A 25,823-nucleotide genomic window follows, 5' to 3' on the forward strand; every position below is an offset into this window, starting at 1 on the left:
CGTAATGAAACAATCTGCGCACGGTGTTCCGATACACCATCGTTCAAAGGAAAGCGAACATGAAAGCATCACTTCTGCTGGTCGGCCTGATGAGCGCCGGCATCGCCTTTGCGGGCCCCCCGGCACCGCATGCCGACGGGATCGAATCCAAAGGTTACAAATGGAATGCTGAGGGCGGTGAAAAATCCGAGGCACTGAAGCTCAAGGGCGACAAGAAGCGGGGCGAGGAAGCCTATGAAGTCTGCGGCGCCTGCCACCTGCCCTCCGGCGCCGGACGTCCGGACGGCACCTTCCCGCAGCTCGCCGGCCAGCACACTACCGTACTGATCAAGCAGATGGCCGACATCCGTGCCGGCACGCGCGACAACCCGACCATGTACCCGTTTGCCGCCACCCTGACCGATCCGCAGGAACTGGCCGATGCCGCCGCCTACATCGAAAGCCTGTGCATCCCGGTCGAGCACGGCAAGTATGAAGGTGCCGACGCCGCCATCAAGATCCAGCAGGGCAAGGAGCTGTATGAAAAGCAGTGCCTGGAATGCCACGGCAAGAACGGTGAAGGCCAGAAGGACAAGTTCTACCCGGTGATCGCCGGCCAGCACTACAAGTACCTGCTGCGTCAGATGACCGAAATTCGCGACGGTCACCGCCGCAATGCCAATCCGGACATGGTCAAGGTCATCAAGCCGTACACCAATGACCAGCTGATCGCCATCTCCGCCTACCAGTCCAGCCTCGTCATGCCGGGCAGCATGTGCAAGCCGAAGGCGGCCAAGAAGAAGTAAACGGTGTCATACCGACATTGAGCAGCATCGGGTTATCCGGCGACCGCATGGTCATCATCTCCCGCCGGATAACCCTCCCAGAAGTCGTCTGGACGTAACAAAAAAACAGAGAGCAGCATCATGAATAAAGAGAACAAGCTGATCAGCGGCCTGACCCTGATTTCCCTGATCTGCCTGATCGCCGCCTATTTCGCGCCGATCTGGTGGGTATCCCTGACCGCCCCGAACTACCCTGCGGATGCTTTCCCGGACGGGATTCGCATCCATTTCCACTTTGATGGCGTCTATAACGGCTGTAAAGCTGCAGGCAAAGGCACCCGGATGGCCAATGAGATCATCCAGAAGGACCTCGCTCACGACGACGAACGCTACAACCCCATCCTCGACGCCCAGAAAAACGTGGACAAGGGGGCCGAAGGTCTGGATTGCGTTCATGAAATGAACACCATCAACCACTACGTCGGCATGTTCCCGATCGCCACCGGCGCACCGGTCGAAAAACCGCTGGCCAAGTTCTTCTTCGGTTTCTTCGCCGTGATGATGGTGGCCTTCGCCATGACCGCGAAAAAAGCCCGTCTGGCCACGTTGACCGCCGGCTTCGCTGCCGTCGCCGTCTGGATGGTGGTCGATCAATTCGTGCTCGGCCATCTTGAAAGCCACGTCCAGCACTACATGCAGGAAGCCGGTGCTTTCTTCAAGGAGCCGGAAAAGATCAAGATCTGGGGCGACAACGTTCGACAGGTATCCATGCTGGTCATCATCGGTTTGATCGCAGCCATGGGCATTGTGATTGCCGGCGTTGCCAAGATTCGCAATTTCCAGCTCGTCCTCGCGCTGGTCCCGGCCTTGCTGCCCGTTTTCTTTGTCATCACCTACGCCGGCTGGCTCTGGTTCTTCGGTCACAACCTCCACCCGTGGGGCGCCTTCACGGTCAAGCCGTTCATGCCCACCGTATTCGGTGAGGGCAAGGTGGCGCAGTTCTCGACCTTCTCCTACCCGTACTGGGGCTACGGCCTCCTGCTGATCATCTTTGCCTGCCTGATGCTCGCCCTGCTGCTGCGTCGCAAGCAACTGCGTGACGGCCAGGCGGAGTAAGTCATGGCGGTGCTCAGACCACTGGCCGGCTTGCTCCTGGCAACCGCCCTGCTTTCCGTCATCACGGTCGGCAAGAGCGAACAGCAGGTGCCGGCCGGCATGGGGGCCCGCGCCGACGTGGATCGCCCGAAGCCCCAATACATGCTGCATGAGCGCGCCCCCCGCGTGCATGGTCTGAAACCCTTTCAGGAACTGGTGGACAAGGCACCGGCCGGTTCGGTCCTGCGTCCGCCCCCCGGCGCCTATGCCGGCCCGGTCAGCATCGACAAGCCGCTGACCATCGAAGGTGGCGGCCAGGTCACGATCGATGCCGGCGACAAAGGCACGGTCATGGTCGTCAATGCCGACCACACCACCCTGCGTGGCCTGCACCTCACCGGCTCGGGCGACTCGCACGATACGGACGACTCCTGCCTGGATGTCCGGGGCAACCACAACACGCTGGAAAACCTGAAGCTCGACAATTGCCTCTTTGGCATCGACCTCAAGCAAACCAACCACAGCGTCCTGCGCGGCAACAGCGTGCGCTCCAAGGACCGCGAACTGGGCGTGCGCGGCGACGGCCTCCGCCTCTGGTACAGCCATGACAACCTGATCGAGCAGAACGAAATCATCGACTCGCGCGACATGGTGGCCTGGTACTCCCACCGCAACACCTTCCGCAACAACCTCGGCAAGCGCAGCCGCTATTCCATCCACTTCATGTTCGCCAACGAGAACATCGTGGAAGGCAACCGCTTCTACGACAACGCAGTCGGTGTCTACTTCATGTACACCGAAGGCGGCGCGGCCCGCAACAACGTGATTTCGCACGCCACCGGCGCCGCGGGCATGGGGATCGGTTTCAAGGAATCGTCCGGCACCATCGTGGAAGGCAACGAGATCGTCTATTGCGCCATCGGCATCGGCTCCGACCTCTCGCCCTTCCAGCCGGACTCGACCGTCGAGATCCGGCATAACCGCTTTGCCTTCAACGGGATCGGCATCCTGTTCAACAGCGAAGTGGGCGGCAACCGGATGGTCGACAACATTTTCGAGGGCAATCTCACCCAGGTCGCCTATGGCGGGCGCAGCGGTTCGGCAGCCAAGAATTTCTGGGAAGGCAACTTCTGGGACGATTACCTCGGCTTTGACCGTAACAAGGACGGCATTGGCGACCAGAAACACGAACTGATGGCCTACGCCGACCAGATCTGGATGGAAATGCCGGTCGCCCGCTTTTTCCGCAGCTCGCCGGTCATGGAACTGCTCGATTTTCTGGAGCGTCTGGCCCCCTTCTCCGCCCCGGACCAGATCCTGGTCGATGAAAAACCGCGTTTTGCCAAACCCGTCCAGGGAGGCATGTCATGAGCGACACCGAATCAACACCCAAACCGGCCAAAAAGCCGGGCACCTCGATCGAGAAGCGCCAGAAAGCCCGCCGGAAATTCCTGCAATCGGTCGGGTTGACCGTCGGCATGGTCGGCATCTCGATGCTCGGCTACCTGCCGGTGGCCAACGCCCGCCAGCATCGCCTGCGCCCCCCTGGCGCGCTCAATGAAGCCGACTTTCTGTCTTCCTGCATCAAATGCGGCCAGTGCGTCCAGGTCTGCCCCGTGCAGGCCATCAAGCTCGCCGACCTGACCGACGGCTTTGGCGTTGGCGTCCCCTACATCGATGCACGCCAGCAGGCCTGCGATTTTTCCTGCGATGCCGTGCAATGCATCCTGGCCTGCCCGACCGGTGCCCTGACCTATCACAAGCCGGATTTCCTCGGCATCCGTGACGGAGCCCCGCTGGCTGCCGCGCCCATCCTGAAAGCCAAGGAAAAAGATGCCGAGCCAACCCTGAACCTCAAGGAGCGCATCGGCGTCGCCCGCCTGGCCGAACCGGCAGCCTGCCTCGCCGTCCAGGGGAAAGGCCTCAAAGGGACCGCCCGGACAGGCAATTTCCACGGAAAACTGCGTTATATGGACGTCGACCGCTGGAAACCGATCCCGGTCAACGATCACCCCTACGATCTCCCGCTCTGCGACCTCTGTGTCCGCGAATGTCCGGTCAAAGGCGCCATCGAGCTCCGTCCGCTCAAGGCCGAGGATGGCAGCACGCGCATGACCCCGGTCGTGCTGGAGCCCTGCGTCGGCTGCGGCGTCTGCGAAATGGTCTGCCCGGCCGAACCGGCGGCCATCGTGGTCGATGCCCAGGCCGTCTGGAAGGAAGCCGCACGATGAGCCGCTTTACCGAACTGTTCATGGGCATGCTGGGGGCCGCCCCGAAAAAGCCCGCCCAGGTGAATCCTGCCGTCCAGCAGATCATGGTGCTGAAATATCAGGACAAAGATCGCTACATCAAGGAAAAACTGCACGCCCGCGCCCACCACGCGGTCAGCCACAAATGGCGCAACCGCCGCTGGGCAGTGCTGGCGGCGGTCAACCTGCTGTTTGTGCTCAGTTTCTGGCTGGACATTCAGATGCTGGAAGGCTCGCTCACGGCCTCCCGCTTCGTCGGTTTCCACCTGATTGACCTCAATTCAGCCCTGCAGGTCATGCTGGCGCACAAGCACATCATCGTAAACCTCTTCATCGGCACCTTCACGGTGTTCCTGCTCTGGGTGCTGCTCGGTGGCCGCTCCTTCTGCTCCTGGGTCTGCCCCTATCACCTGCTCTCGGAATGGACCGAAAAGCTGCATCTGAAGCTGGTCGAGAAAAAGTGGGTGACCGACCATGAATTCCACCGCGGTACGCGGACGGCCTTCTGGCTCCTCTTCGGTCTGATGTCCATCGTCACCGGCTACACCGTCTTTGAAACCCTGTCGCCGACCGGCATCCTGTCCCGCGCCCTGATTTACGGCCCGGGTCTGGCGCTAGGCTGGGTTTTTCTGCTGCTGGCCTTTGAAGTCGTCTGGTCGCGCCGCGCCTGGTGCCGCTACGTCTGCCCGATCGGCCTGACTTACGGTGTGGTCGGCGCCATTTCACCGATGCAGGTGACGTACAAGGTCGAGCACTGCTTCCACGAGGGTGACTGCCGCAAGGTCTGCCTCGTGCCGCATGTGCTGGATGTCACGATCAAGGGCCGGGCGAGCGAGGAAAACATGGGGCTCGGTCCGGATTGCACGCGCTGCGGCCTGTGTATCGACACCTGCCCGACGGGCGCCTTGACCTACGAGGTCAAAGGTCTCTCCAAACTGCTCTGATCGAGTCACCTCGGGCCGCCTCGCCCTATCTCGCGCCCACGCACGCCGCACCGGCTGACCGGTACGGCGTGCTGTTTTTTTGATCGAGATTCAACGTTGCGTAAAACCGCCTCCCTATAATCGGCAGTCATGATCCAGTTCAAAAACATTGCCAAGACCTTCCGCAAAGCCCGTGTACTCAACGGGATCGATCTCGAGATCGGGATCGGCGAGCGGGTCGCCCTGATCGGCTCCAACGGTGCCGGCAAAACCACACTGATCCGCTGCCTGCTCGGTGAATACACACATGATGGCGAGGTTCGCATTGCCGGGCTTGATCCGCGCGAGCATCGCACCGAAGTATTGGGCAAGATCGGCTTTGTGCCGCAATTGCCGCCACCGCTCAAAATGCCGGTCGGCCAGCTGATCGACTTTTCCGCCTCGCTGTGCGGGACCGATCCGGCCCGCATCCACGCCATCGCCGAGCGCCTCGGCCTCGACGTGGCGAGCATCCTGACCCGCCAGTTCGTCCGCCTCTCCGGCGGCATGAAGCAAAAGCTCCTGATCGCCATTGCCCTCGGCCGCGATGCGCAGGTGCTGATCATGGATGAACCGGCAGCCAACCTCGATCCGGAAGCGCGCAAGATTTTCTTCGACCTGCTCGCCGAGCGTCAGGAGAACGTCACCATGATCATTTCCAGCCACCGGCTGGACGAGGTCTCGGCGCTGGTCAATCGCGTCATCGAAATGGACATGGGCCAGGTGGTCCTCGACGACCGCGTCGCCGACGATGTCTCACTGTCCGGGCAAATTGCCTGCCGTATCGTGATCAAGCGCGAAGAGCCGGCCTTCACCAAGGCCATCGAAGCCTGGCAGTTCAGCCGCTCGGCGGACGGGCTGGTCTGGGAAGGCGAGATCGCCGGACCGGATCGCCTGCGCTTCCACGGCATGGTGGCCCGCTACATTGCGCTGGTGGCCGACATCTCGATGCAGGAAGCCTGAGATGTGCCAGCCGGCCCGTCGCCATTTTCTGCGCCAAATCAGCGCCACAGGCCTCGCACTGACGCCGCTGGCCGCCCTCCTCTCTGCCTGCGGAAAATCCGGCTTGCCGGAGGGCATGGCCGCCTTCCATCTGGATCGCGATGTCTGTCCGCGCTGCCGCATGGTCATTTCCGACCGGCGCTTTGTCGTCCAGCTGCGCGGTGGCCCGAAGCAGGAAGCCTTCACGTTTGACGATATCGGCTGCATGACCTTCTGGATCAAGGAACACCGTGATACGCACGCCTGGGCGGATGCACCGGAGACCCGGATGTGGGTGGCCGACAGCCGCAACAACGGTCAGGAGATCACCTGGCTCGACCCGCGCCGCGCCCAGTTCGTCACGCGCACCTCGCCCATGGGTTACAACTTCGGGGCCGTCGCCTATCCGGAAATGGGCAGCCTCGATTTCACAAGCATGCGCCAGCACGTGCTGGCCAAAGGAAAGTAAATGAAGCAACTGTGGCTCACCGCCAAGCTCGACATCGTCGAATCCATGCGCGCCCGCTGGTTCCAGATCTACACCCTGGTCTTTGGCGGCATCGTCGCCCTGCTCTTCCTGTTCGGCCTGACCGAATCGCGCGTGCTCGGCTTCATCGGCCTGTCTCGCCTGCTGGTCACCTACATCCAGCTGACCATGGCCATCCTGCCGATCTTCGTGCTCATCACCACGGTCCGCTCGGTGGCCGGCGACCGCGAAGCCGGTGTCTTCGAATACCTGCTGTCGCTGCCGGTCGGCCTCGGTGCCTGGTTCTGGGGCAAGATTGTCGGTCGCTACATTGTCGTTTTTGCGCCGGTTTTCCTCGCCATGCTCGGCGCCGTCGGCTGGGCCAGCATTCAGGACATCGAAGTGCCGTGGGGCATGTTCGGCTATTACACCGGCCTGCTCGCCGTGATGGCCCTCTGCTTTCTGGGTATCGGCATGCTCATCTCCGCCGTCGCCCGCAGCACCGACATGGCCCAAGGTGCCGCCTTCCTGGTCTGGCTCACCCTGCTGCTGTTTCTGGATCTGATCCTGCTCGGCGTAATGATCCAGGGTAAGGTGACGCCCGAAGTGGCCGTCGGCATCGCCCTGGCCAATCCGCTGCAGGTCTTCCGGACCGCCGCCCTCGCCCTGTTCGACCCGCAGCTGATCGTGCTCGGGCCCTCGGCTTACGTCATTCTGGATACCTTCGGTGCCGCCGGGTATCGCGTCTTCGCCCTGGTGTATCCAGCTGTACTCGGCCTGCTCAGTGCTACCATCGGGTACGTTCTGTTCCGCCGGGGTGACCTGCCTTGATTCAGCCTTTTGCCCGCTTCGCCAGCGCCGTCGTTTTGACCGTTTTTTCGACGTTGACCGTCGCCCAGCAGATCAGCTCCGATCCGCTGTTCGCCAGCACACTCAACGATCTCGACGACAAACCGGTAGCGCTGGCGCGTTACAAGGGCAAGCCCCTGATCGTGAATTTCTGGGCCCGCTGGTGTGGCCCCTGCCGAGCAGAAATTCCCGAACTGATCAAAGTCCGCCAGGCCCACAAAGGCAAACTGGAAGTCCTCGGCATCGGTCTTGAGGACAAGGCCGAACCGGCCAAGGAATTCGCCAAGGCCTACGACATGGACTACCCGGTTTTTGTCGCCAAAGACAAAGGCATTCCCCTGATGCAAGCCCTCGGCAACAGCAAGGGTGGCCTGCCGTACACCTTGTTCATCGACCGCCACGGTCAGGTGATCGGGCAAAAAATGGGACTCGTGCGCAAAGCCGATCTCGACGCCCATCTCGAGGCTCTGCTCGCCCGCTAAATTCGGCACAAGCCCCCCGCCGCTACGCGAGCGCAAATAGGGGGCAGCACAATCAGGAAACGTGCACTGGCATGGCCATACAAGGCATTGGGCAGTCAGCCGATGTCACGGCCTGTCGCACCCCCAACCTTCCCGCTACGGCTACCCAGGCATGCTAACCAAGGCATCAACCTAATGTCATTTTTATGATTTTGGACTAAACTGACCAAGGGTCTTGATGCCCTTTCCTCCAGATTGCCGAGGCCCACTTCCGAGAGGCTTACCCATGAACCAGCATGCCCCGGCCACCCTGGCGGACGTCCATCTCCGGTTTGAAAACGCCCCAACACATCGCCTGAGTCACCTCGATCCAGGCATCGAGGCCTTGCTGGGCTATGCCCCCCGGTACTTTCTTGAGGGGGATCTGACGCTGCACGATTGCCTGCATGCCGACGACCGCCAGCCCTGGGAAAAACACCTCGATCAGCCGGAGACATCCGGCCATGCCCCCCTGACACTGCGCTTTCGCCATCAGGACCAGAAAATCCGTTGCCTGCGCGTCAGCATCCGGGCTGAGGGCAATACGCGTCTCGTCGTACTGCAGGATGTACGACAACTGGCGGCCACCGGGCCTGAGCTGCCGGATTTTTTCGTGGCCATGCTCGAAAACTCGGACGACTACATCTATGTGAAGGATCGCAACCACGTGTTCACGGCCGCCAGCCAACGTCTGACGGAACTGACGCCGGGTTACGATCATTGGTCAGACCTGATTGGCCTGACCGATTACGATGTTTTTCCGGAAGACTATGCCGATCATTACTATCGCCTTGAACAGGCTGTCTTCGCCGGCGAAGCCGTCGCCCGCGAACAGCAACGGACCATCGACCGGGCAGGCCGCGCCGGCTGGGTCGACAATCGCAAATATCCGATCCACGACCCGCATGGCGTGATCATCGGGTTGTTCGGCATTGCCCGCGATATTTCGGCCACCTGCGCCCTCGAAGCGGCGCTGAGCGAATCCGAACGGCGTTACCGTACGCTAGCCAATGGCAGCTTTGATGGTGTTGCCGTCTCGGAGGCAGGACGTTACACGGATGTGAATGCACAACTCTGCGACCTGCTCGGCTACACGCGGGCGCAGTTGATCGGACGCCCGATTGCCGACACCCTCGCACCGGACTGTCGTGAACGCGTCATCGAGCGACTTGCACGCGGAGAAGACAGCCGGATGGAATGTCAGATGCTGCGCAGCGACGGCAAGGCCATTCTGGTCGAAGCCCACGGGCAGAGTTTTACCCACGACGACAAGGTCATCCGCGTCACCGCCATCCACGACATCACGGAACAACGCAGCAATGAACACGCCTTGCGCCGTCAGGCCGAGCAACTGCGGGCGATGTTCGACCAACATACCTCGGTGATGCTCCTGATTGGCGCCGCCAGCGGCAACATTCTCGAAGCCAATCAGGCTGCCGCACGCTTCTATGGCTATTCGATCGGGACCTTGTCCAGGATGAATATCCGGGACATCAATATTCTCCCGAGCAGCGATGTCGATCAGGCCATTCAATCTGCACGCCAAGCGGAACGGGATTTTTTTGTTTTTCCTCATCGATTGGCGGACGGGCAAATCCGGACGGTGGAGGTCCGCGCCTCCCGCATCGAAGATGAACGCGAACCCGCCCTGTTTTCCATCATCACGGACATCACCGAACGCGTTGAGGCCGAAGCCGCGCTCCAGGCCAGCGAACTGCGTTTCCGAAAGCTCTTCGATGATGCGGAATCACTCGCGATCCAGGGCTACGCTTCCGACGGCACGGTGCGCTACTGGAACAAGGCAAGCACCGCCCTCTACGGATACAGCGAAGCGGAAGCCATCGGGGGGCGTCTGTACGACCTGATCATTCCGCCGGAAATCCGTCCCATGGTCGAGCGGGACGTTCGGGAGATGTTTGAAAACAACCATCGGATTCCCTCCGGTCGACTGCTCCTGATGCACAAAAACGGGCATCGGATTCCGGTATTTTCCAGCCACACCAAGGTTGCCGCCCCCGGCCAGCCCGCCCTGCTCTACTGCATGGATCTGGACCTTTCCGAACTGGAGGCCGCCGAAGGCAATGTTCGCAAACTCTCGGAAGCGGTTGCCCAGAATCCGAACGGTATCCTGATTACCGACCCGGGCGGGCTCATCGAATACGCCAATCAGGCTTTCATGGATTTAACCGGTTACGCCGCCAACGAAATCATCGGCAAGCCGGCCAGACGCTTTGGCGAAGGCCTCAATCCGGATAATCTGAGCCAAGGCATCGAAGCCTGTCTGCGACAAGGAGAGGTCTGGTGTGGCGAACTGGATTACCGACGCAAGGATGAACAACGCCGTTGCATGCGGGTGCATATTGCGCCGATCCGCGAACGTGACGGGGAAATCACCCACTGCGTGCTCATCCACGACGACATCACGGAACGCAAGCAGGATGCGGCAGAACTGGAACGGCATCGTCAGCATCTGGAAGACCTACTCAAGGAACGCAGCGGCGACCTGATTCGCGCCCGCGACGCCGCCGAAGCGGCTTCCCGCGCCAAGAGTGCCTTCCTGGCCAACATGAGCCATGAATTGCGGACACCGCTCAACGCCATCATGGGCATGAACGAACTGGCCCTGCGCCGCGCGACCGATACCCGCCAGATGGATTACCTGCACAAAAGTGCGCAGGCCTCGCAGCATCTGCTGGAGGTGATCTCGGACATCCTCGATATTGCCAAGATCGAGTCGGAAAAATTTGAACTGGAAACCAAGCCTTTCAGGATTGGTGACGTGGTGGATCGCAGTTGCAGCATGCTGGCCCAGAACGCCCGTGACAAAGGGCTGCGCTTCGAAAGCCGCCTTGATCCACGACTTGCCGAACAGCTGCTTGAAGGTGATCCGCTACGGCTGGGGCAAGTCCTGATCAACCTGCTCGGTAACGCCATCAAATTCACCCAGACGGGATTCATCAAACTGGATGTCAGCCTGGAGTCGGAAACCGCACACAATATCTGCGCCTTTTTCACGGTGCGCGACAGCGGAATCGGCATCCCAAAAGGAGAACAGAGTCGGCTGTTCAACGCATTCGAGCAACTCGACAACTCGATGGCCCGACGTTATGGCGGAGCAGGACTGGGCCTGGCGATCAGTCGCCGTCTGGTCAGCATGATGGGGGGCGACATCGCCATCCACAGCACCCCCGGTCAAGGCAGTCAGTTTTCCTTCACAGCCCGGTTCGACAAGGCACGTCTGGGCACCGTGTGCGAGCAGCCGAGCAGCATCGCGCCCGAACACCGTCTGCGCCAGGCCTGTACAGGCAAACATATCCTGGTCGCAGAAGACGAGCCGATCAATCAGGAGGTCATCACCACACTGCTGAATGAAGCCGGACTCAGCACCGATCTGGCTGAAGATGGCGAACAGGCGGTATTGAAAGCTGCACGTAGCGCATACGACCTGATTCTGCTCGATCTGCAAATGCCGCGACTGAACGGACTGGAAGCCGCGCAGGCCATCCGCCACCTGCCGCAGCATGCGCATACGCCGATTGTGGCCATGACCGCCAACGCGTTCGATGAAGACAAACAGCGTTGCCTGAATGCGGGGATGGATGATTTCATCAGCAAACCGGTCGATCCGCAGCATCTCTTTGCCCGCCTGCTGGCCTGGCTGGACGAAAAACGCTGAATCAGGCGGGCTGAAAAGCAAAAAGGGAAAGCACACTGTGCTTTCCCTTTTTAACTTGGAGCGGGAGACGAGTCTCGAACTCGCGACCTCAACCTTGGCAAGGTTGCGCTCTACCAACTGAGCTACTCCCGCAAAACTTTGGAGGCGCGAGCCGGAGTCGAACCGACCTACACGGATTTGCAATCCGGTGCATAACCGCTTTGCTATCGCGCCGTACCTTGATCTTGCGTACTACATGAAACCTGATCTGCCGATCAAGCCCCAGAAAACCTGGAGCGGGAGACGAGTCTCGAACTCGCGACCTCAACCTTGGCAAGGTTGCGCTCTACCAACTGAGCTACTCCCGCGTCGAACAGAGCGCGCATTATAGACGAGCCCTAAATCTTGTCAACACCCCATCTTCACTTTTCTGCGCTGCGACGGGCAATCTCGGGCCAGGCCATGCGCAGGTAGTAGCCCATGGACCACAGGGTCAACAAGGCAGCCACCCAGATCAATCCCCCGCCCAGCTGCGCCATATCCATCCCCCACAGCGGCTGGTAGTAGAGCAACATGGGAATGGCGACCATTTGCGCCGCCGTCTTGACCTTGCCCAGCATGGAGACCGCCACGCTCTTCGAGGCACCGATCTTGGCCATCCATTCGCGCAGCGCGGAAATCGTGATCTCCCGCCCGATGATGATCATCGCGATGATGGCGTCTGTCCGCCCCAACTGCACCAGCACGATCAGGGCAGCAGCGACCATCAGCTTGTCGGCCACCGGGTCCAGAAATGCGCCGAAGGCCGAGGTCTGGTTCCAGCGCCGGGCCAGATAGCCATCCGCCCAATCCGTGAAGCCAGCCGCCATGAAGAGCACGGTGGCAAACAGGTCGCGCTCGAGGGGCGTCGCCCAGGCTGCCGGCAGGTAGTACACCGCAATGAGCAGCGGAATGGCGACGATGCGCAGCCAGGTCAGCAGGATGGGCAGATTGAAAGGCATGAACTCAATGCAAGGCAGCGTGAATCTTTTCGGCCAAGTCGCGGCCGATCCCGGGAACATCCATCAATTGCTCGATGGTCGCCGCCTTGACCCCGGCCAACCCGCCAAAGCGGGCCACCAGCGCCTTGCGCTTGACCGCCCCGACACCCGGCAGGGATTCCAGCGTCGAGGTCTTGCGCGCCTTGCCAAGCCGGGCGCGCTGGCCGGTGATGGCAAAACGGTGAGCCTCATCGCGGATTTCCTGGATCAGGAGCAGGGCCGGATGTTCCGGTGACAATTGTAGCGGCTCGCGCCCATCTGGGAAAACCAGCGTTTCGAGCCCGGGCTTGCGCCCTTCTCCCTTGGCCACGCCGAGCATGGGCAGATGGCTCAAGCCAAGCTCTTCAAGCGCGGCAAACGCGGAAGCGACCTGCCCCTTGCCGCCGTCGATCAGAATCAGGTCGGGCGCCACGCCCTCGCCGCCGGCCAGGGCGTCGTAGCGTCGGCTGACAGCCTGCCGCATCGCGGCATAGTCGTCACCCGGCGTGATGTCGCGGATATTGAAGCGCCGGTAATCCGAGCGCTTCATGCCGCCGCCGTGATACACCACGCAGGACGCCTGCGTCGCCTCACCCTGCGTATGGCTGATATCGAAGCATTCAATACGGTCGACCGGCTCCGCGAGCCCCAATGCGGCTTGCAGGGCAGCCAGGCGCTGGGTCTGCTGGGCCGAGGCCTGGTTGCGCGCAAGGATGGCCAGACGGGCGTTCTGCAACGCCATCTCGACCCAGGCCTTGTGCAACTGCGAGCGCGCCTCGAACACCGGCACGGGACGCCCGGCCAGTTCGGCCAGCATGGCTTCGGTCTCACCGGCCTCGTCTTCGCTGGGCGCGGGCGATACCAGCAGGCGCGCTGGGGCCGGATGCTGGGCGTAATGCTGGCGCAGGAAGGCACTCAGCGCATCGCCGGCGGTCGACTCGCCGGCATTGCTCGGAAACAAGGGACGATCGCCCAGATGACGCCCGCCACGCACCATCGCCAGATTGACGCAGACTTGCCCGCTCTCGCGCAGGGCGACGACGACATCGACATCTTCGCCCTTGCTGCTGGAGACAAACTGTTTTTCCTGCACCTGATGCAGGGACTGGATCTGATCGCGAAACACCGCCGCCTGCTCGAAGGCAAGGCTGGCCGAGGCCGCCTCCATCGAAGCAGTCAGGCGGCGGATCACTTCCTGCTGCTTGCCGAGCAGGAACATGGCGGCCAGTTGCACATCCGCCGCGTAATCCGCGGGCGTGATCAAATCGACACACGGGCCGCTGCAACGCTTGATCTGATAGAGCAGGCAGGGCCGCGAGCGATTGGCGAACACCGTGTCCTCGCAGGTGCGCAGGCGGAACATCTTCTGCAACAGATGCATGCTGTCGCGCACCGCCCATGAAGAAGGATAGGGGCCGAAATAATCCGCCCGACGATCCGGATTGCCGCGAAAGAAGCCCAGTTTCGGGTAATCGCCGCGCGTCAGCACGATGTAGGGGTAAGACTTGTCGTCGCGAAAGAGGATGTTGTAACGCGGCGCCAGCGACTTGATCAGGTTGTTTTCAAGAAGCAGCGCCTCGGCCTCGGTACGCGTCGCCGTCGTCTCGATGTGCGCGATCTGGCCCACCATGTGCGCGATGCGCGGGCTCGGCAGGTTTTCCCGGAAGTAGGAGCTGACCCGCTTCTTGAGGTTTTTGGCCTTGCCCACGTAGAGCACGCTGCCATCCTCACCCAGCATGCGATAGACGCCGGGCAACTCGGTCAGCGTGGCAAGAAAGGCCTTGGCGTCAAACATGGCGGATTCCGACGGTCGACCGCCCTCAGGCCAGCAAATCCACCACACCGGCAAACACCGCTTCGAAACTCTCGCGAGTCAGGCGGCCGGTCCGCCAGTTATAGCCGCTGCAGTGGTAGCTGGCGACCAGATGGCGGCCATCCGGCAGGCGATGCACGATGTTGTGGCCGAATGCGTAATCCTTGACCTTGAGCCCCAGTGCCTTCAGCACCGCCTGATGCGCAATCGCACCGAGCACCACGATCACTTGCAGGTGCGACATCGCGGCCAGTTCGCGCGCCAGATGGCCGTTGCACTGGCGAATTTCGGCCGGCGTCGGCTTGTTGGCCGGCGGCAGGCAACGCACGGCATTGGTGATCCGGCAATCGCTGAGCGTCATCGCCGGATTGGCCCACTTGTCCGCCCCCAGGGGCTCGGATGCACTGGCGAAACCAAAGCGGTGCAAGGCGGGATAGAGCAGCTCGCCCGCCACGTCGCCCGTAAAGGGCCGACCGGTGCGGTTCGCCCCTTTTTCGCCGGGCCCCAGGCCAACCACCAGCAAGCGCGCATCCAGGCTGCCGAATGCCGGCACCGGTAGGGCGTGCCAGTCAGGATCGCGGCGCCGGATCATGGCCAGGTGCTCAGCCAGGCGCGGACAATCCGTACAGGTGGTGGGATCGGAAAAAGCGGTCGGTGAATTCGGGGCAGTCATGGGGCGCGATGGTAGCATGGCGCCCCATGCAGCCTACCTGGGACCTCTTCTGCCGCGTCATCGACAACTACGGCGACATCGGCGTCTGCTGGCGGCTCGCCCGGCAACTCGCCGGCGAGCACGGCCTGCGCGTACGCCTCTGGGTCGACGACCTGAACAGCCTCCGCCCGCTCCTGCCGGAAACCGATCCCAGCCTGGATCAGCAACAGCAGGCGGGCGTGGACATTCGTCACTGGCGGGCCGACAGCACCTTCGACCGCGCCGCCGATGTGGTCATCGAAGCCTTTGCCTGCGACCTGCCGCCCGCCTATCTGGCCGCCATGGCAGCCAGGGCGCAGCCGCCGCGCTGGATCAACCTCGAATACCTGACCGCGGAAAGCTGGGCCGAGTCCTGCCACGGCATGGCCTCGCCCCACCCCAGCCTGCCGCTGGTCAAGCATTTCTTTTTCCCCGGTTTCACGCCGTCGACCGGCGGACTCTTGCGTGAAGCGGCGCTCCCGATCGCCCCACCCCGGCCCCGACGGTCAACGCTCGAAATGAGCCTGTTTTGCTACGAGACGGCGCCCATGGCGGCCCTGATCGCCACCCTGGCCGACGCGCCCGGACCGATCCGCTGCCACGTGCCGCCGGGCAAACCCCTGGCCGCCGTCCGCGCCCACCTGCGCGGAGAAGGTCCGTGGCAAGTCGGCCAACTCACGCTGCTGCCGCTGCCTTTCCTGCCGCTCGACGCCTACGACACGCTGCTGCAAAACTGCGACCTCAACTTCATCCGAGGCGAAGACTCCTTTGTCCGCGCCCAGTGGGCCGGTCGCCCTTTTGTCTGGCACATCTACAAGCAGGATGACAACGCGCACCTCGACAAGCTCGACGCCTTTCTGACGCAGTACACGCGCCCCCTGCCCGAGGCGGCGGCCGCCTGCCTGATCGACCTGCATCACGCCTGGAACGACCAGGGCGATCTGCGCACGCCGCTGCGCGCCTACCTGGAAAACCTGCCCGCATTCAGCACGCATGCAACAGCCTGGGCAAAAGCGCAGGCGGCACAGCCCGATCTCGCCACCCGCCTCGTCAATTTTTGCGCACCAAGGGTATAATTGAACGTTTTTCTTTCTCAGCTTTTGGATATTCCCACATGAAGACCGCTCAGGAACTCCGCTCCGGTAACGTGATCATGGTCGGCACCGAGCCGCTCGTGGTTCAGAAGACCGAATACAACAAGTCCGGCCGCAACGCTGCCGTCGTCAAGATGAAGCTCAAGAACCTGTTGAGCGGCAACCCGTCCGAAGCCATCTACAAGGCCGACGACAAGTTCGAAGTCGTCATCCTGGACAAGAAGGAAGTGACCTACTCCTACTTCGCCGACCCGATGTACGTCTTCATGGACGCCGAGTACAACCAGTACGAAGTCGAAGCCGAAAACATGGTCGACGCACTGAAGTACCTGGAAGCCGACATGCCGTGCGAAGTCGTGTTCTACAACGGCAAGGCCATCTCCGTCGAACTGCCGACCAGCGTCGTGCGTGAAGTCATTTACACCGAGCCGGCCGTCAAGGGCGACACCTCGGGCAAGGTCATGAAGCCGGCCAAGATTTCCACCGGTTTCGAACTGCCGGTGCCGGCCTTCGTCAGCATTGGCGACAAGATCGAAATCGACACCCGTACCGACGAATACCGCAGCCGCAGCAAGTAATTCGCCGCGACGCAGACAAAAACGGGCAGCCTGGCTGCCCGTTTTGCTTTCCGCCCCTCCCCTCCGCCCCTCAGGAGCCTCCATGCGCTTTGACCCGAAATACGCCAACCTGCTTTTCGGCACCATGCTCTCGGGCATCATGGTCAGCGTGGTGTCTGCGGCTGTCCTGCTGATCAACCAGGGCCTGACACCCGACTTCCTGTCACGCTGGCTGAAGAGTTTCCTGTCCACCTGGCCGATTGCCTTGCCGACCGTTCTGGTCGTCGCTCCCCGTGTTCGCCGCCTCGTGAATTGGCTGACCCGCGCCTGATCCGGCAAATAATCTGCAGCCGGCCTGCGACACGTTTCATCACTGAAACATTTTTCTGCCAAAATTCAGGTTTACTCAAACCCACCCACCGGATTCACCATGACCTACACAGTTTTCGTCGACGGGCAGGAAGGCACGACCGGCCTGCAGATCAATGAATACCTGGCCCAGCGCAGCGATATCGAACTCCTGAAGATCGACAGCGACAAGCGCAAGGACCTGGCCGAGCGCAAGCGCCTGATCAACGAATCCGATGTCACTTTCCTGTGCCTGCCGGACGAAGCGGCCAAGGAATCGGTCAGCCTGGTCGACAACCCGAACACCTGCATCATCGATGCCTCGACGGCGCATCGCGTCAATCCGGCCTGGACCTTCGGCCTGCCGGAACTGGCCAAGGATCAGCGCGAGAAAATCCGCGCCGCCAAGCGCATCGCCAACCCGGGCTGCCACGCCACCGCCTTCATCCTCGGCCTGCGTCCACTGGTCGCCAGCGGCTTGCTGGCGGTCGACACGCAAATTGCGGCCAATTCCATCACCGGCTATTCCGGCGGCGGCAAATCGATGATCGCCGACTATCAGGCCGCCAGCACCAGCGCGACCCAACTCAAGGCACCGCGCCCCTACGCCCTCGGCCTGGCCCACAAGCACCTGCCGGAAATGTGTGCCTACACCGGGTTGACCGTCGCCCCGATCTTCCAGCCCATCGTCGGCCCCTTCTACAAGGGCCTCGCCGTCACCGCCTACCTGCACCCGCAACAATTCACGCGCAAGGTCAGCCCGGCCGACGTGCAGCAGATCCTGGCCGATTACTACGCCGGCGAGACCTTCATCCGTGTCGCCCCCTTCGATCTGGCCAGCAGCACCGAAGGCGGCTTCTTCAATGTCGAAGCCAATAACGACACCAATCGCGTCGACCTGTTCGTCTTCGGCACCGAGGAGCGCATGCTCATCGTCGCCCGCCTCGACAACCTCGGCAAGGGTGCCTCCGGCGCCGCCGTACAGGCCATGAACGTGCATCTTGGCGTTGAGGAAACCCTCGGCCTGATCTGAGCCCCGGACGCCATCCGATGCGCCACGCCCCCGGGCGTGGCTTTTTTATGCCATCCGCTTTTCCGGTCGCAAATTTATCGGCAGAATGCCTCAAGTGTTCAGGCTTTCCGCCGATACCTTTTCTATGCACGCACATCCGGATACCGATCTCCACCCGCTGCGCCAGCAACTGGACGACTTGCTGCGGCACGCCCGCATCAACGAAGAAAAGATGCAGCGCATGGACGGCTTTGAACGCCAGCTGATCGGCGCCGGCTCGCTGGAAGAAATTCTCGAATACCTGCTGGCCGACTACCCGGCCCGCTTTGGCCTGCAAGCCGTTCGCCTCAGCCTGGTGGACGCCTGTTCGGAAATCCGCCGCATCCTGGGTAGCGAAGTGGCCCATGCGCCCTGGCGCGACGCCATTCATCTGCTGCCCTCGGACGCCCCGCTCGCAGCCAGCTTCCCGCTACCTTACGCACCCCGCCTCGGCCCGTTCGACACAGACCGGCACGGCCCGTTGCTCGGCAACGCAGCGACCGGCATCCAGAGCCTGGCGGAACTCCCGCTGGTCCGCAATGGCCGCCTGATCGGCGCCCTGCACCTGGCCAGCGACAATCCCGAACGCTACGGAGCAGATTGCGGCACCACCTTGCTGGAACGGCTGGCCGCCATCATTGCCGTCTGCATCGAAAGCATGCTCGCGCAGGAACGCCTAAAACAGGCGGGCCTGACCGATGGTCTGACCGGCGTCCAGAACCGGCGTTATTTCGAACACCGCTGCCTCGTCGAGATCAGCCAGAGCCGGCGTTACAAGCACGCCCTGGCCTGCATGTTCCTGGACATCGACAAATTCAAGCGGATCAACGATACCTACGGCCATCAGACCGGCGACGAGGTCCTGCGCAAAGCCGCCGGCCTGATCCAGAACAGCCTGCGGGCAGGCGACACCATCGCCCGTTACGGCGGTGAGGAGTTTGTCGTTCTGCTGCCGCAAACCTCCCTCCTCCACGCCAAGGAGGTCGCCGAACGTATTCGGCGCGGGATCGAGGCGGCCCATTTCCAGTCGACCGCCGGCCAGGCCCTGCGTGTCACGCTCTCAATCGGCCTGTCGATGCTCGAGTCCCTTGCTGAGGGCGACGACAGCAGTATCCAGACACAGGCCCAACACCTGGTCTCGGAAGCTGACCGTGCGCTCTACCTGGCCAAGGAAAACGGCCGCAACCGCGTCGTCACCAATGCCGGCACCCGCCCCGGCGCATCCAGACAGGCACCGGCACAACGCCTGTTCGGCCAGATCAAGCAACTCGCCGGACTCACCGGCCTCCGCCTCTAAGCCGTCTCCCCGACGCGATTTTTCATAAAAGTGACAAAGCGTTGTAAAAATCATACAAACGTTTGATTTTTTTGTCTCATACCCGGCGACATCGCGCTTGGCACCGCCCTGCGCTGCTAGCATCCCCCCGCCGTGACACCTGCACGCCCGCCGATCTCACCCTGACCGTGAGCGGCAGCAGGGCCACGGGAGACAAATCCAATCCAAGAACAAGAGGCTTACATCATGTTTGACCGCACCATCCTGGCTACCCTGATCGGCAGCTTGTGCGTCGCCACCGGCCACGCACAGGAGAACACGCTCCTCCACCTATCCGGTTTCGGCACTGTGGCCGCCACCCATTTTGACCGCAACGACATCGACTTCGGTGGCGGTCCCAACGTGATGAACGGCGTCGGCCGCACCACGTCGACGAGCTTCGGCGTCGACTCCAAAGCCGGTGTGCAACTGCGCATCACCCCGATGGCCAACCTCGAAGCGACCGTCCAATCCGTCGTGAAGAAGACACCGCGCAACGACTGGACCCCGACCATCGACTGGGCCAACATCAAATACAGCGTCAACGAGAACATCGCCGTCCGGGCAGGCCGCATCGGCCATCCCTTCTTCATGATCTCGGACTACCGCCAGGTCAATTACGCCAACGTCGCCCTGCGCCCGGCCGTTGAGGTCTATAACCTGGTGCCGATCAACTCCTCCGATGTCATCGAAGGGCTGTTCAAATTCGGCCTGGCAGGCGGCCAGGTCAACGTTCAGGCAGGTGTCGGCCGCGCAGACACCGACGTCATTCGCTCCAGCTATGAACGCGACTACGACGAAGTCAAGGTGCGCAAGATGGCCTATGTGAATGCCACCTACGAAATCGGTGCCTGGACCTTGCGTGCGGGACGTACGGAAGGCGACCTATCCTATGATGCACTGGGTGCCCGCCGTCAGGTTTTCGACACGCTCAGCAACCTGGGCAGCACCGGAAACCGCATCCGCAACCAGTGGGAAATCAAGGATGCCAAGTCCTCGTTCACCGGCATCGGTGCAACGTACGACCAGGGGAACATCATCCTGACCGGCGAATACGTCATGCTGCGCTCGGAAAAGGCCTACAACGACACGGATGCCTGGAGCATCCTCGGTGGCTACCGCATCGGTAAATTCACCCCCTACGTGAGCTACGCCGCAGCCAAGACGAAAAACCGCATTCAGGTCAGCGACGTGGCTTCACAGCTGACGCCACTGGTCGGCGCCAGCAATGCTGCGCAATTGCAAGGCGGCATTCAGGCTTTGGCTGACGCCTCTGTCCGCGACCAGAACACGAGCAGCATCGGTGTCCGCTGGGATGTGTACAAGAACATGGCCCTCAAAGCCCAGTACGACCATATTCGCATCGAGGACCCGAGCACCCAGGGCTTCCTGATCAACAAGTCGTCCACCTATCCGACCCGTGCCGGCGGCAATGCCTTCGCCGTCTCGCTCGACTTCGTGTTCTAAGGAGAGGCCCATGTCGATCAAATCGCACATCATCGCCCTCCTCCTGGCTGCTGGCATGGGGGCTGCGCAGGCCCAGGTTGTCATCGTGCACGCACAGAATCCGAGTGGCAGCCTGAGTAAGGAACAGGTCGAGCAGATTTTTCTCGGTCGCAGCACCAGCTTTCCGGCCGGCGGCAGCGCCACGCCCATCGACAATGCCGCACTCCGGGATGCCTTCTACCAAGGCGTCACCGGCAAGAGCGGCGATCAGGCCAAGGCGCACTGGGCCAAGATCGAGTTCACCGGCAAAGGCAAGGCACCAGCTGAAGCCCCCTCGGGCAAGGCCGTGGCTGAGCAGGTCAGCAAGAATCCCGCCGCCATCGGCTATGTCGACAAGGCAGATGTCGGGGCCGGCGTAAAGGCCGTCTACACCGTCCATTAAGCGCCCGGGCGGATGCCGCCAGGCATCCGCCCCATTCCCTTCGAGGAGAAGGAGCTCTCATGAGTATCGGAAAACGTCTCGCCATTCTGGTGGCCTTCGCCATGCTCGGCCTGGCCGGTGGCGGCCTTTATGGTGTCAGCAAGTTGCGCGGCATGCAGCACAGCTTTGATCTGGTGACCAACCAGGCCGTCCCGTCGCTGCAGGCCATGAATCAGGTTTCTGACCAGTTCAAGGAAACCCGTGCCCTGCTGCTCGCCCTCCTGCTGGAGGACGACGCGGACCTGAATCAGGCCTTTGTCCAGAAGATCAAGGAAACAGACCAGCGCCTCCAGGCCGGCGTGACGGCCCTGGCCAAGCTCGACGGCTCCAGTGACCTGGCCACCAGCCTGAAGCCGCTGGCAGAACGCTATGCCAAGGCGGTCGCGACCACCAGCGGCAAGGCCGCGCATAAAGAACAAGCCCAGTTGCTGCTCTACACCCAGGTCATCCCGGCCGAAAAGGCATTGGGAGAATTCCTCGGTCAGCAGCAAGCTGCCCTGCTTCAGCGCCAGCAGACAATGCAGCAGGAAATCGAATCCGATGGTAATCGCGCCATCACGCTGTACATGATTGCCATGACGGCCGGGGTGATGATAGTCGGCGTGCTGGGCATCATCCTCTATCGCTCCGTGATGCGGCCGCTGACGGCCATGACCGACGCCATGTCGCGCGTGGCGCGTTCCCTCGACTTCACCGAGCGGGTGGAACAATCCTCGCAGGATGAAGTTGGCGCAGCCGTCGCTGCCTTCAACCGGCTACTCGCCTCGATGCAGGAAAGCCTGCGCGACATCACGCACTCGATGGCCTCTCTGACCCAGGCGACCAGCCAGTTGCGCGAAGCCAGTCAGGACATCCAGCATGTATCGACCCAGACCAGCGAATCCTCCGCAGCCGTGGCGGCCACGGTGCAAACCGTGACGGTCAACATCAGCGATGTCGCCCAACGGACCGAGGATGCCGAACGGCTGGCCCGCCAGTCCGGCGATCAGGCCCGCCAGGGCGGCGAGACCATCCGCAGCAGCATCGATCAGATTCGCGCCATTTCCGAGACGGTGCACACGGCAGCGGAAGATATCGATGCCTTGCGCACCCAGATCGGCAGCATTTCGTCCGTGGTCAGCGTGATCACCGACGTTGCCGAGCAGACCAACCTGCTTGCCCTCAATGCCGCCATCGAAGCCGCCCGCGCCGGCGAACAGGGGCGCGGCTTCGCCGTGGTGGCCGACGAGGTGCGCAAACTGGCCGAGCGGACAGCCCACTCCACCCAGCAGATTTCCGGGCTGATTCAGGAGATTCAGCAGAGCGCCTCGGTCGCCGTCGGCACCATGCAGCAGGTGGTCACCCGCGTCGAAAGCGGCGTCGATACCGCCAGCGATGCCATTGCAGCCCTGAGTTCGATCCAGGGTAGTTCAAGCCATGTGCTGACGACGGTCTCCGACATTGCCGGCTCGATCCGTCATCAGCAGGAGGCCGTGCAGCAGATCGCCCGGGAATTCGACATGCTGACGCGGATTTCGGAAGAAGCCCGCCGTGCGACGCAAACCACGACGCACAGCACCAGCGAACTGGAAGGCCTGGCCACGCGCGTGAACCAGACCGTCCAGCGCTACCGCATCTGATGCAAAGGGTTCAGGCTGCGCTCAGCGCCTGAACCCGTGCCTGTGCGGCAGCCAGTCGAGCCGCATCCACGGGCAGGCCCGTGCGCCCAGCCAACGCTTCGATTCTGGCCGTACGCAGCGGGTCGACCGTCGGATGCCACTGGGCCAGCACCGAGGCAACGGCCTCCGGTGCATTGCACACCAGCAACATGTCGCAGCCGGCCGCATACGCCGTCTCGACACGCGCCAGCATGTCACCGACGACACCCGCCCCCGCCATCGAAAGATCATCCGTAAAGATGACGCCCTTGAAGCCCAGCGGGCCACGCAGGTAATCGAGCCAGATTTTGGAAAACACGGCGGTATTGCAGTCGGTGCAGGTGTAGATCACGTGCGCCGCCATCACGCCATCCAGACGCAGATCACGATAGGGCTGAAGATCCTCGGCCATGTCCGGCAGTGCCCGGGGGTCGACCGGCAATTCGACATGAGAATCGGGAATCACGAAACCGTGGCCGGGGAAGTGCTTGCCGCAGGTCCCCATGCCGCCGGCCGCCAACCCTTCGCTCAAGGCCTGCGCCAGCGCGACCACCACCGCCGGATCGCGATGGAAGGCACGGTCACCGATCACGCGCGAGGGGCCGTAATCCAGATCCAGCACCGGCGTAAAGGCGTAATCGACGCCACAGGCGCGCAACTCGGCAGCCAGCACCAGACCGACCGCCTGCGCTGCGCCCAGCGCAGCCGGCACGTCGCGGTCATACAGTTGGCCGAGCAGGCGCATCGCCGGCAAGCGCGTGAAGCCCTCGCGGAAACGCTGCACGCGTCCGCCCTCATGGTCCACGGCAATCAGCAGCTGCGGGGAACGCAGGGCATGGATTTCCGCCGTCAAGGCGGTCAACTGCGCCACATCGGCAAAATTGCGGCTGAACAGGATGATGCCTCCCACCAGCGGATGACACAGGCGTTCGCGATCGAGGTCGGTCAGAGCGGTCCCGGCGATGTCAATCATCAGCGGACCGAGCGGCAGGGAAGTCATCGTTGCTCCAGTATCACGTAAGCGATGGCGTAATCGGCCTCATCGCTGATCGAAAGATGGGCGGTCAGGCCCTGCATGGCCTCCGCCAGCGGCCCCGTAAAGGCGAAGCCCGGCTTGCCCAGATCATCATGCACGACGGCCACGGCAGGCAGGCTGACCGGCGGCCGTACACCGGTCCCAAAGGCCTTGGCAAAAGCCTCCTTGGCCGCCCAGCGCTTGGCCAGGAAACGGCCTTTATCGGCGGCCGCGGCAAAAGCCGGCAACTCGCTGGGCGCCAGCACTTTTTCCAGCGCCCGCTCGCCGTGTTTTTCCCACAGCGCGCGCAAGCGCCCGACTGCGGCGATATCGGTGCCGATCCCGAGGATCATTCGCCTTGCGCTGCGGCTTCGCGCATCAGCGCCTTCATTTCACGCACGGCCTCACGCAAGCCGACAAAGACGGCGCGGCTGATGATGGCGTGGCCGATGTGCAATTCGCGCACCCCGGCCAGGCGGGCCAGCGGCTGCACGTTGTAGTAATTCAGCGCATGACCGGCATTGAAGCGCATGCCGAGGTCGCGGATGGCCTGACCGGCCTGGCGGATCTTGGCCAGCTCGGCCAGCACGGCCGGTGCCTCGGCATCACGCCCCTTGTCGTGAAAAGCGTGGGCATACGGGCCGGTGTGAATTTCACACACCTGCGCGCCAATACGTGCGGCCGCCTCCACCTGCGGCAATTCGGCATCGATGAACACGCTGGTCGAGATGCCGGCATCGGCGAGGCGCGCGATCACGTCCTTCAGGCGGGATTCCTGCCCCACGATGTCGAGGCCGCCTTCCGTCGTCACTTCATGGCGCCCTTCCGGCACCAGCATCGCCATCTGCGGCCGAATCCGGCAGGCGATGCCGACCATTTCATCGGTGGCGGCCATCTCGAAATTGAGCTTCATCTGGGTGGCTTCCTTCAGGCGACGCACATCGTCGTCCTGAATGTGGCGGCGATCCTCGCGCAGATGGAAGGTGATGCCGTCCGCCCCGCCCAGATGGGCCTCCACCGCCGCCCAGACGGGGTCCGGTTCATAGGTGCGACGGGCCTGGCGAATGGTCGCCACGTGATCGATATTGACTCCGAGTTCAATCATGGGTCTTGCAACTCCTTCAGGATCTTGCGGGTTTCGAGTTCCTTGCCGGCCAGATAATACGTGATCAGGGTCCGCATCATCAGTTTGGACTCCAGCAAGGAGCGCGGATCGCTCAAGTCGTCCGCATCCAGGTCGAGCAGGCTCTGACCGATGAGAACCGGGCCGGCGGCAGCCTCCCGGCTGGTCACCCGTTGCGGCCCGCGCTCGATGAGATAAGTGTAGAAAATGCCGGGTTCAACCGGTCGACCGTCGGCATCGTGGCGCAGGCTCAGGCCATAGCCCAACTCCTGCAACAAGGCCTTTTCAAAACCGCGCAGCACCGCTTCGCGCTCACGTCCGGGCTGGCTGTCGGCCAAACGCAGCAAGGTCGCCGCATAATGGATGAACAGCGCCGGATGCGCGTCCTCGCGGGGCAGCAGGTGGATCAGCAGTTCATTGAGGTAATAGCCACAGAACAGGGCCTCGCCGCCGAGCAAGGGCTGACCGCCCTGCCACTCGGCCTTCATCAGGGTCAGCACATCACCCTTCCCCGACCAGCCGATTTCCAGCGGCTGAAAGCCCATCATCAAGCCGCGAATGGCCGCCCGCGGTCGACGTGCGCCACGGGCCAATAATGCAATGCGTCCGTAGTCACGCGTGAACACTTCGACCAGCAGGCTGGTCTCGCGAAATGGCAATGTGTGCAGCACATAGGCGGGCTGCGCATCGACCTTGCCCCGCGGGTTCATCG

Annotated in this window: 25 protein-coding genes and 3 tRNA genes; 18 read left to right on the forward strand and 10 right to left on the reverse strand. The window is 62.2% G+C overall.

Going from position 1 to position 25,823, the window contains the following annotated elements; genetic code table 11:
* Positions 1-59: 59 nt before the first annotated feature.
* The 10 genes from AACO21_RS04735 (at position 60) to AACO21_RS04780 (ending at position 11,542) form a co-directional block, all read left to right on the forward strand.
* A complete protein-coding gene (locus tag AACO21_RS04735; protein ID WP_346191344.1) occupies positions 60-785 on the forward strand; it encodes a c-type cytochrome in 726 nt (241 codons plus the stop codon).
* 120 nt (positions 786-905) lie between these two features.
* Positions 906-1,880, forward strand: a complete 975-nt coding sequence (locus tag AACO21_RS04740; RefSeq protein ID WP_346191345.1) for a hypothetical protein — start codon at positions 906-908, stop codon at positions 1,878-1,880.
* A 3-nt stretch (positions 1,881-1,883) separates the two neighbouring features.
* A complete protein-coding gene (nosD, locus tag AACO21_RS04745) occupies positions 1,884-3,230 on the forward strand; it encodes a nitrous oxide reductase family maturation protein NosD (RefSeq protein ID WP_346191346.1) in 1,347 nt (448 codons plus the stop codon).
* Complete coding sequence (locus AACO21_RS04750; protein ID WP_346191347.1) at positions 3,227-4,090, forward strand: 4Fe-4S dicluster domain-containing protein; 864 nt, start codon at positions 3,227-3,229, stop codon at positions 4,088-4,090. The genes nosD and AACO21_RS04750 overlap by 4 nt, the downstream gene beginning before the upstream one ends.
* On the forward strand, positions 4,087-5,052 hold the full coding sequence (locus AACO21_RS04755; protein ID WP_346191348.1) for a NapH/MauN family ferredoxin-type protein: 966 nt from the start codon (positions 4,087-4,089) through the stop codon (positions 5,050-5,052). The genes AACO21_RS04750 and AACO21_RS04755 overlap by 4 nt, the downstream gene beginning before the upstream one ends.
* A 129-nt stretch (positions 5,053-5,181) precedes the next feature.
* Positions 5,182-6,033, forward strand: a complete 852-nt coding sequence (locus AACO21_RS04760; RefSeq protein ID WP_346191349.1) for an ABC transporter ATP-binding protein — start codon at positions 5,182-5,184, stop codon at positions 6,031-6,033.
* A gap of 1 nt (position 6,034) precedes the next feature.
* On the forward strand, positions 6,035-6,520 hold the full coding sequence (locus tag AACO21_RS04765; protein WP_346191350.1) for a hypothetical protein: 486 nt from the start codon (positions 6,035-6,037) through the stop codon (positions 6,518-6,520).
* Complete coding sequence (locus tag AACO21_RS04770) at positions 6,521-7,348, forward strand: ABC transporter permease subunit (protein ID WP_346191351.1); 828 nt, start codon at positions 6,521-6,523, stop codon at positions 7,346-7,348.
* Positions 7,345-7,848 carry a TlpA disulfide reductase family protein gene (locus AACO21_RS04775; RefSeq protein WP_346191352.1) on the forward strand — a complete coding sequence of 168 codons (504 nt, stop codon included), beginning with the start codon at positions 7,345-7,347 and terminating at the stop codon, positions 7,846-7,848. The genes AACO21_RS04770 and AACO21_RS04775 overlap by 4 nt, the downstream gene beginning before the upstream one ends.
* Positions 7,849-8,113: 265 nt before the next feature.
* Positions 8,114-11,542 (forward strand): PAS domain S-box protein, encoded by a 3,429-nt coding sequence (locus AACO21_RS04780; protein ID WP_346191353.1) that lies wholly within the window; start codon positions 8,114-8,116, stop codon positions 11,540-11,542.
* 56 nt (positions 11,543-11,598) lie between these two features.
* Here AACO21_RS04780 and AACO21_RS04785 read toward each other — a convergent pair.
* From AACO21_RS04785 to AACO21_RS04810, 6 genes are all read right to left on the reverse strand, one after another.
* Positions 11,599-11,674, reverse strand: a tRNA-Gly gene (locus AACO21_RS04785).
* A gap of 7 nt (positions 11,675-11,681) precedes the next feature.
* Positions 11,682-11,755 (reverse strand) — tRNA-Cys (locus AACO21_RS04790).
* A 58-nt stretch (positions 11,756-11,813) separates the two neighbouring features.
* Positions 11,814-11,889, reverse strand: a tRNA-Gly gene (locus AACO21_RS04795).
* A 54-nt stretch (positions 11,890-11,943) separates the two neighbouring features.
* The gene (pgsA, locus tag AACO21_RS04800) at positions 11,944-12,522 is read right to left on the reverse strand and encodes a CDP-diacylglycerol--glycerol-3-phosphate 3-phosphatidyltransferase (RefSeq protein WP_346191354.1); all 579 of its coding nucleotides are present in this window, start codon (positions 12,520-12,522) and stop codon (positions 11,944-11,946) included.
* A gap of 4 nt (positions 12,523-12,526) precedes the next feature.
* Positions 12,527-14,335, reverse strand: a complete 1,809-nt coding sequence (gene uvrC / locus AACO21_RS04805; RefSeq protein ID WP_346191355.1) for an excinuclease ABC subunit UvrC — start codon at positions 14,333-14,335, stop codon at positions 12,527-12,529.
* Between the two features lie 25 nt (positions 14,336-14,360).
* Positions 14,361-15,026: a uracil-DNA glycosylase gene (locus AACO21_RS04810; RefSeq protein WP_346191356.1), complete on the reverse strand. Its 666-nt coding sequence runs from the start codon at positions 15,024-15,026 to the stop codon at positions 14,361-14,363.
* Positions 15,027-15,052: 26 nt separating this feature from the next.
* Between AACO21_RS04810 and earP the strand changes: the two genes are divergently transcribed.
* The 8 genes from earP to AACO21_RS04850 all read left to right on the forward strand — a co-directional run bounded on the left by earP (position 15,053) and on the right by AACO21_RS04850 (position 22,955).
* Positions 15,053-16,120 (forward strand): elongation factor P maturation arginine rhamnosyltransferase EarP, encoded by a 1,068-nt coding sequence (gene earP, locus AACO21_RS04815; RefSeq protein WP_346191357.1) that lies wholly within the window; start codon positions 15,053-15,055, stop codon positions 16,118-16,120.
* Positions 16,121-16,158: 38 nt separating this feature from the next.
* Positions 16,159-16,716: an elongation factor P gene (gene efp, locus AACO21_RS04820; RefSeq protein ID WP_346191358.1), complete on the forward strand. Its 558-nt coding sequence runs from the start codon at positions 16,159-16,161 to the stop codon at positions 16,714-16,716.
* Between the two features lie 82 nt (positions 16,717-16,798).
* On the forward strand, positions 16,799-17,026 hold the full coding sequence (locus AACO21_RS04825) for a DUF2798 domain-containing protein (RefSeq protein WP_346191360.1): 228 nt from the start codon (positions 16,799-16,801) through the stop codon (positions 17,024-17,026).
* 99 nt (positions 17,027-17,125) lie between these two features.
* Complete coding sequence (gene argC / locus AACO21_RS04830; RefSeq protein WP_346191361.1) at positions 17,126-18,076, forward strand: N-acetyl-gamma-glutamyl-phosphate reductase; 951 nt, start codon at positions 17,126-17,128, stop codon at positions 18,074-18,076.
* A 124-nt stretch (positions 18,077-18,200) separates the two neighbouring features.
* Entirely contained in the window at positions 18,201-19,391 is a 1,191-nt protein-coding gene (locus AACO21_RS04835; RefSeq protein ID WP_346191362.1) for a sensor domain-containing diguanylate cyclase, read from the forward strand.
* A gap of 225 nt (positions 19,392-19,616) precedes the next feature.
* Positions 19,617-20,876 carry a porin gene (locus AACO21_RS04840; RefSeq protein ID WP_346191363.1) on the forward strand — a complete coding sequence of 420 codons (1,260 nt, stop codon included), beginning with the start codon at positions 19,617-19,619 and terminating at the stop codon, positions 20,874-20,876.
* 10 nt (positions 20,877-20,886) lie between these two features.
* Positions 20,887-21,297, forward strand: coding sequence for a hypothetical protein (locus tag AACO21_RS04845; protein ID WP_346191364.1), 411 nt, complete (start codon positions 20,887-20,889; stop codon positions 21,295-21,297).
* 59 nt (positions 21,298-21,356) lie between these two features.
* The gene (locus AACO21_RS04850) at positions 21,357-22,955 is read left to right on the forward strand and encodes a methyl-accepting chemotaxis protein (protein ID WP_346191365.1); all 1,599 of its coding nucleotides are present in this window, start codon (positions 21,357-21,359) and stop codon (positions 22,953-22,955) included.
* 10 nt (positions 22,956-22,965) lie between these two features.
* Here AACO21_RS04850 and nagZ read toward each other — a convergent pair whose 3' ends face one another.
* From nagZ to recO, 4 genes are read right to left on the reverse strand one after another with little or no spacing between them, the layout of a single operon-like run.
* Positions 22,966-23,973 carry a beta-N-acetylhexosaminidase gene (gene nagZ / locus AACO21_RS04855; RefSeq protein ID WP_346191366.1) on the reverse strand — a complete coding sequence of 336 codons (1,008 nt, stop codon included), beginning with the start codon at positions 23,971-23,973 and terminating at the stop codon, positions 22,966-22,968.
* Positions 23,970-24,341, reverse strand: a complete 372-nt coding sequence (gene acpS, locus AACO21_RS04860; protein WP_346191367.1) for a holo-ACP synthase — start codon at positions 24,339-24,341, stop codon at positions 23,970-23,972. The genes nagZ and acpS overlap by 4 nt, the downstream gene beginning before the upstream one ends.
* Positions 24,338-25,093 (reverse strand): pyridoxine 5'-phosphate synthase, encoded by a 756-nt coding sequence (locus AACO21_RS04865; protein WP_346191368.1) that lies wholly within the window; start codon positions 25,091-25,093, stop codon positions 24,338-24,340. Before AACO21_RS04865 ends, acpS begins: the two co-directional genes overlap by 4 nt.
* Positions 25,090-25,821, reverse strand: a complete 732-nt coding sequence (gene recO, locus AACO21_RS04870; RefSeq protein ID WP_346191369.1) for a DNA repair protein RecO — start codon at positions 25,819-25,821, stop codon at positions 25,090-25,092. The genes AACO21_RS04865 and recO overlap by 4 nt, the downstream gene beginning before the upstream one ends.
* Positions 25,822-25,823: the final 2 nt, after the last annotated feature.

Origin of the sequence: Dechloromonas sp. ZS-1 (assembly GCF_039649255.1) — a bacterium.
Taxonomy (GTDB): domain Bacteria; phylum Pseudomonadota; class Gammaproteobacteria; order Burkholderiales; family Rhodocyclaceae; genus Azonexus.

Bases quoted from the DNA above. Each gene is read 5' to 3' on its own strand.
- AACO21_RS04735 (WP_346191344.1), top strand. From the start codon at position 60: ATGAAAGCATCACTTCTGCTGGTCGGCCTGATGAGCGCCGGCATCGCC.
- AACO21_RS04740 (WP_346191345.1), top strand. From the start codon at position 906: ATGAATAAAGAGAACAAGCTGATCAGCGGCCTGACCCTGATTTCCCTG.
- nosD (WP_346191346.1), top strand. From the start codon at position 1,884: ATGGCGGTGCTCAGACCACTGGCCGGCTTGCTCCTGGCAACCGCCCTG.
- AACO21_RS04750 (WP_346191347.1), top strand. From the start codon at position 3,227: ATGAGCGACACCGAATCAACACCCAAACCGGCCAAAAAGCCGGGCACC.
- AACO21_RS04755 (WP_346191348.1), top strand. From the start codon at position 4,087: ATGAGCCGCTTTACCGAACTGTTCATGGGCATGCTGGGGGCCGCCCCG.
- AACO21_RS04760 (WP_346191349.1), top strand. From the start codon at position 5,182: ATGATCCAGTTCAAAAACATTGCCAAGACCTTCCGCAAAGCCCGTGTA.
- AACO21_RS04765 (WP_346191350.1), top strand. From the start codon at position 6,035: ATGTGCCAGCCGGCCCGTCGCCATTTTCTGCGCCAAATCAGCGCCACA.
- AACO21_RS04770 (WP_346191351.1), top strand. From the start codon at position 6,521: ATGAAGCAACTGTGGCTCACCGCCAAGCTCGACATCGTCGAATCCATG.
- AACO21_RS04780 (WP_346191353.1), top strand. From the start codon at position 8,114: ATGAACCAGCATGCCCCGGCCACCCTGGCGGACGTCCATCTCCGGTTT.
- pgsA (WP_346191354.1), bottom strand. From the start codon at position 12,522: ATGCCTTTCAATCTGCCCATCCTGCTGACCTGGCTGCGCATCGTCGCC.
- uvrC (WP_346191355.1), bottom strand. From the start codon at position 14,335: ATGTTTGACGCCAAGGCCTTTCTTGCCACGCTGACCGAGTTGCCCGGC.
- AACO21_RS04810 (WP_346191356.1), bottom strand. From the start codon at position 15,026: ATGACTGCCCCGAATTCACCGACCGCTTTTTCCGATCCCACCACCTGT.
- earP (WP_346191357.1), top strand. From the start codon at position 15,053: ATGCAGCCTACCTGGGACCTCTTCTGCCGCGTCATCGACAACTACGGC.
- efp (WP_346191358.1), top strand. From the start codon at position 16,159: ATGAAGACCGCTCAGGAACTCCGCTCCGGTAACGTGATCATGGTCGGC.
- AACO21_RS04825 (WP_346191360.1), top strand. From the start codon at position 16,799: ATGCGCTTTGACCCGAAATACGCCAACCTGCTTTTCGGCACCATGCTC.
- argC (WP_346191361.1), top strand. From the start codon at position 17,126: ATGACCTACACAGTTTTCGTCGACGGGCAGGAAGGCACGACCGGCCTG.
- AACO21_RS04835 (WP_346191362.1), top strand. From the start codon at position 18,201: ATGCACGCACATCCGGATACCGATCTCCACCCGCTGCGCCAGCAACTG.
- AACO21_RS04840 (WP_346191363.1), top strand. From the start codon at position 19,617: ATGTTTGACCGCACCATCCTGGCTACCCTGATCGGCAGCTTGTGCGTC.
- AACO21_RS04845 (WP_346191364.1), top strand. From the start codon at position 20,887: ATGTCGATCAAATCGCACATCATCGCCCTCCTCCTGGCTGCTGGCATG.
- AACO21_RS04850 (WP_346191365.1), top strand. From the start codon at position 21,357: ATGAGTATCGGAAAACGTCTCGCCATTCTGGTGGCCTTCGCCATGCTC.
- nagZ (WP_346191366.1), bottom strand. From the start codon at position 23,973: ATGACTTCCCTGCCGCTCGGTCCGCTGATGATTGACATCGCCGGGACC.
- acpS (WP_346191367.1), bottom strand. From the start codon at position 24,341: ATGATCCTCGGGATCGGCACCGATATCGCCGCAGTCGGGCGCTTGCGC.
- AACO21_RS04865 (WP_346191368.1), bottom strand. From the start codon at position 25,093: ATGATTGAACTCGGAGTCAATATCGATCACGTGGCGACCATTCGCCAG.
- recO (WP_346191369.1), bottom strand. From the start codon at position 25,821: ATGAACCCGCGGGGCAAGGTCGATGCGCAGCCCGCCTATGTGCTGCAC.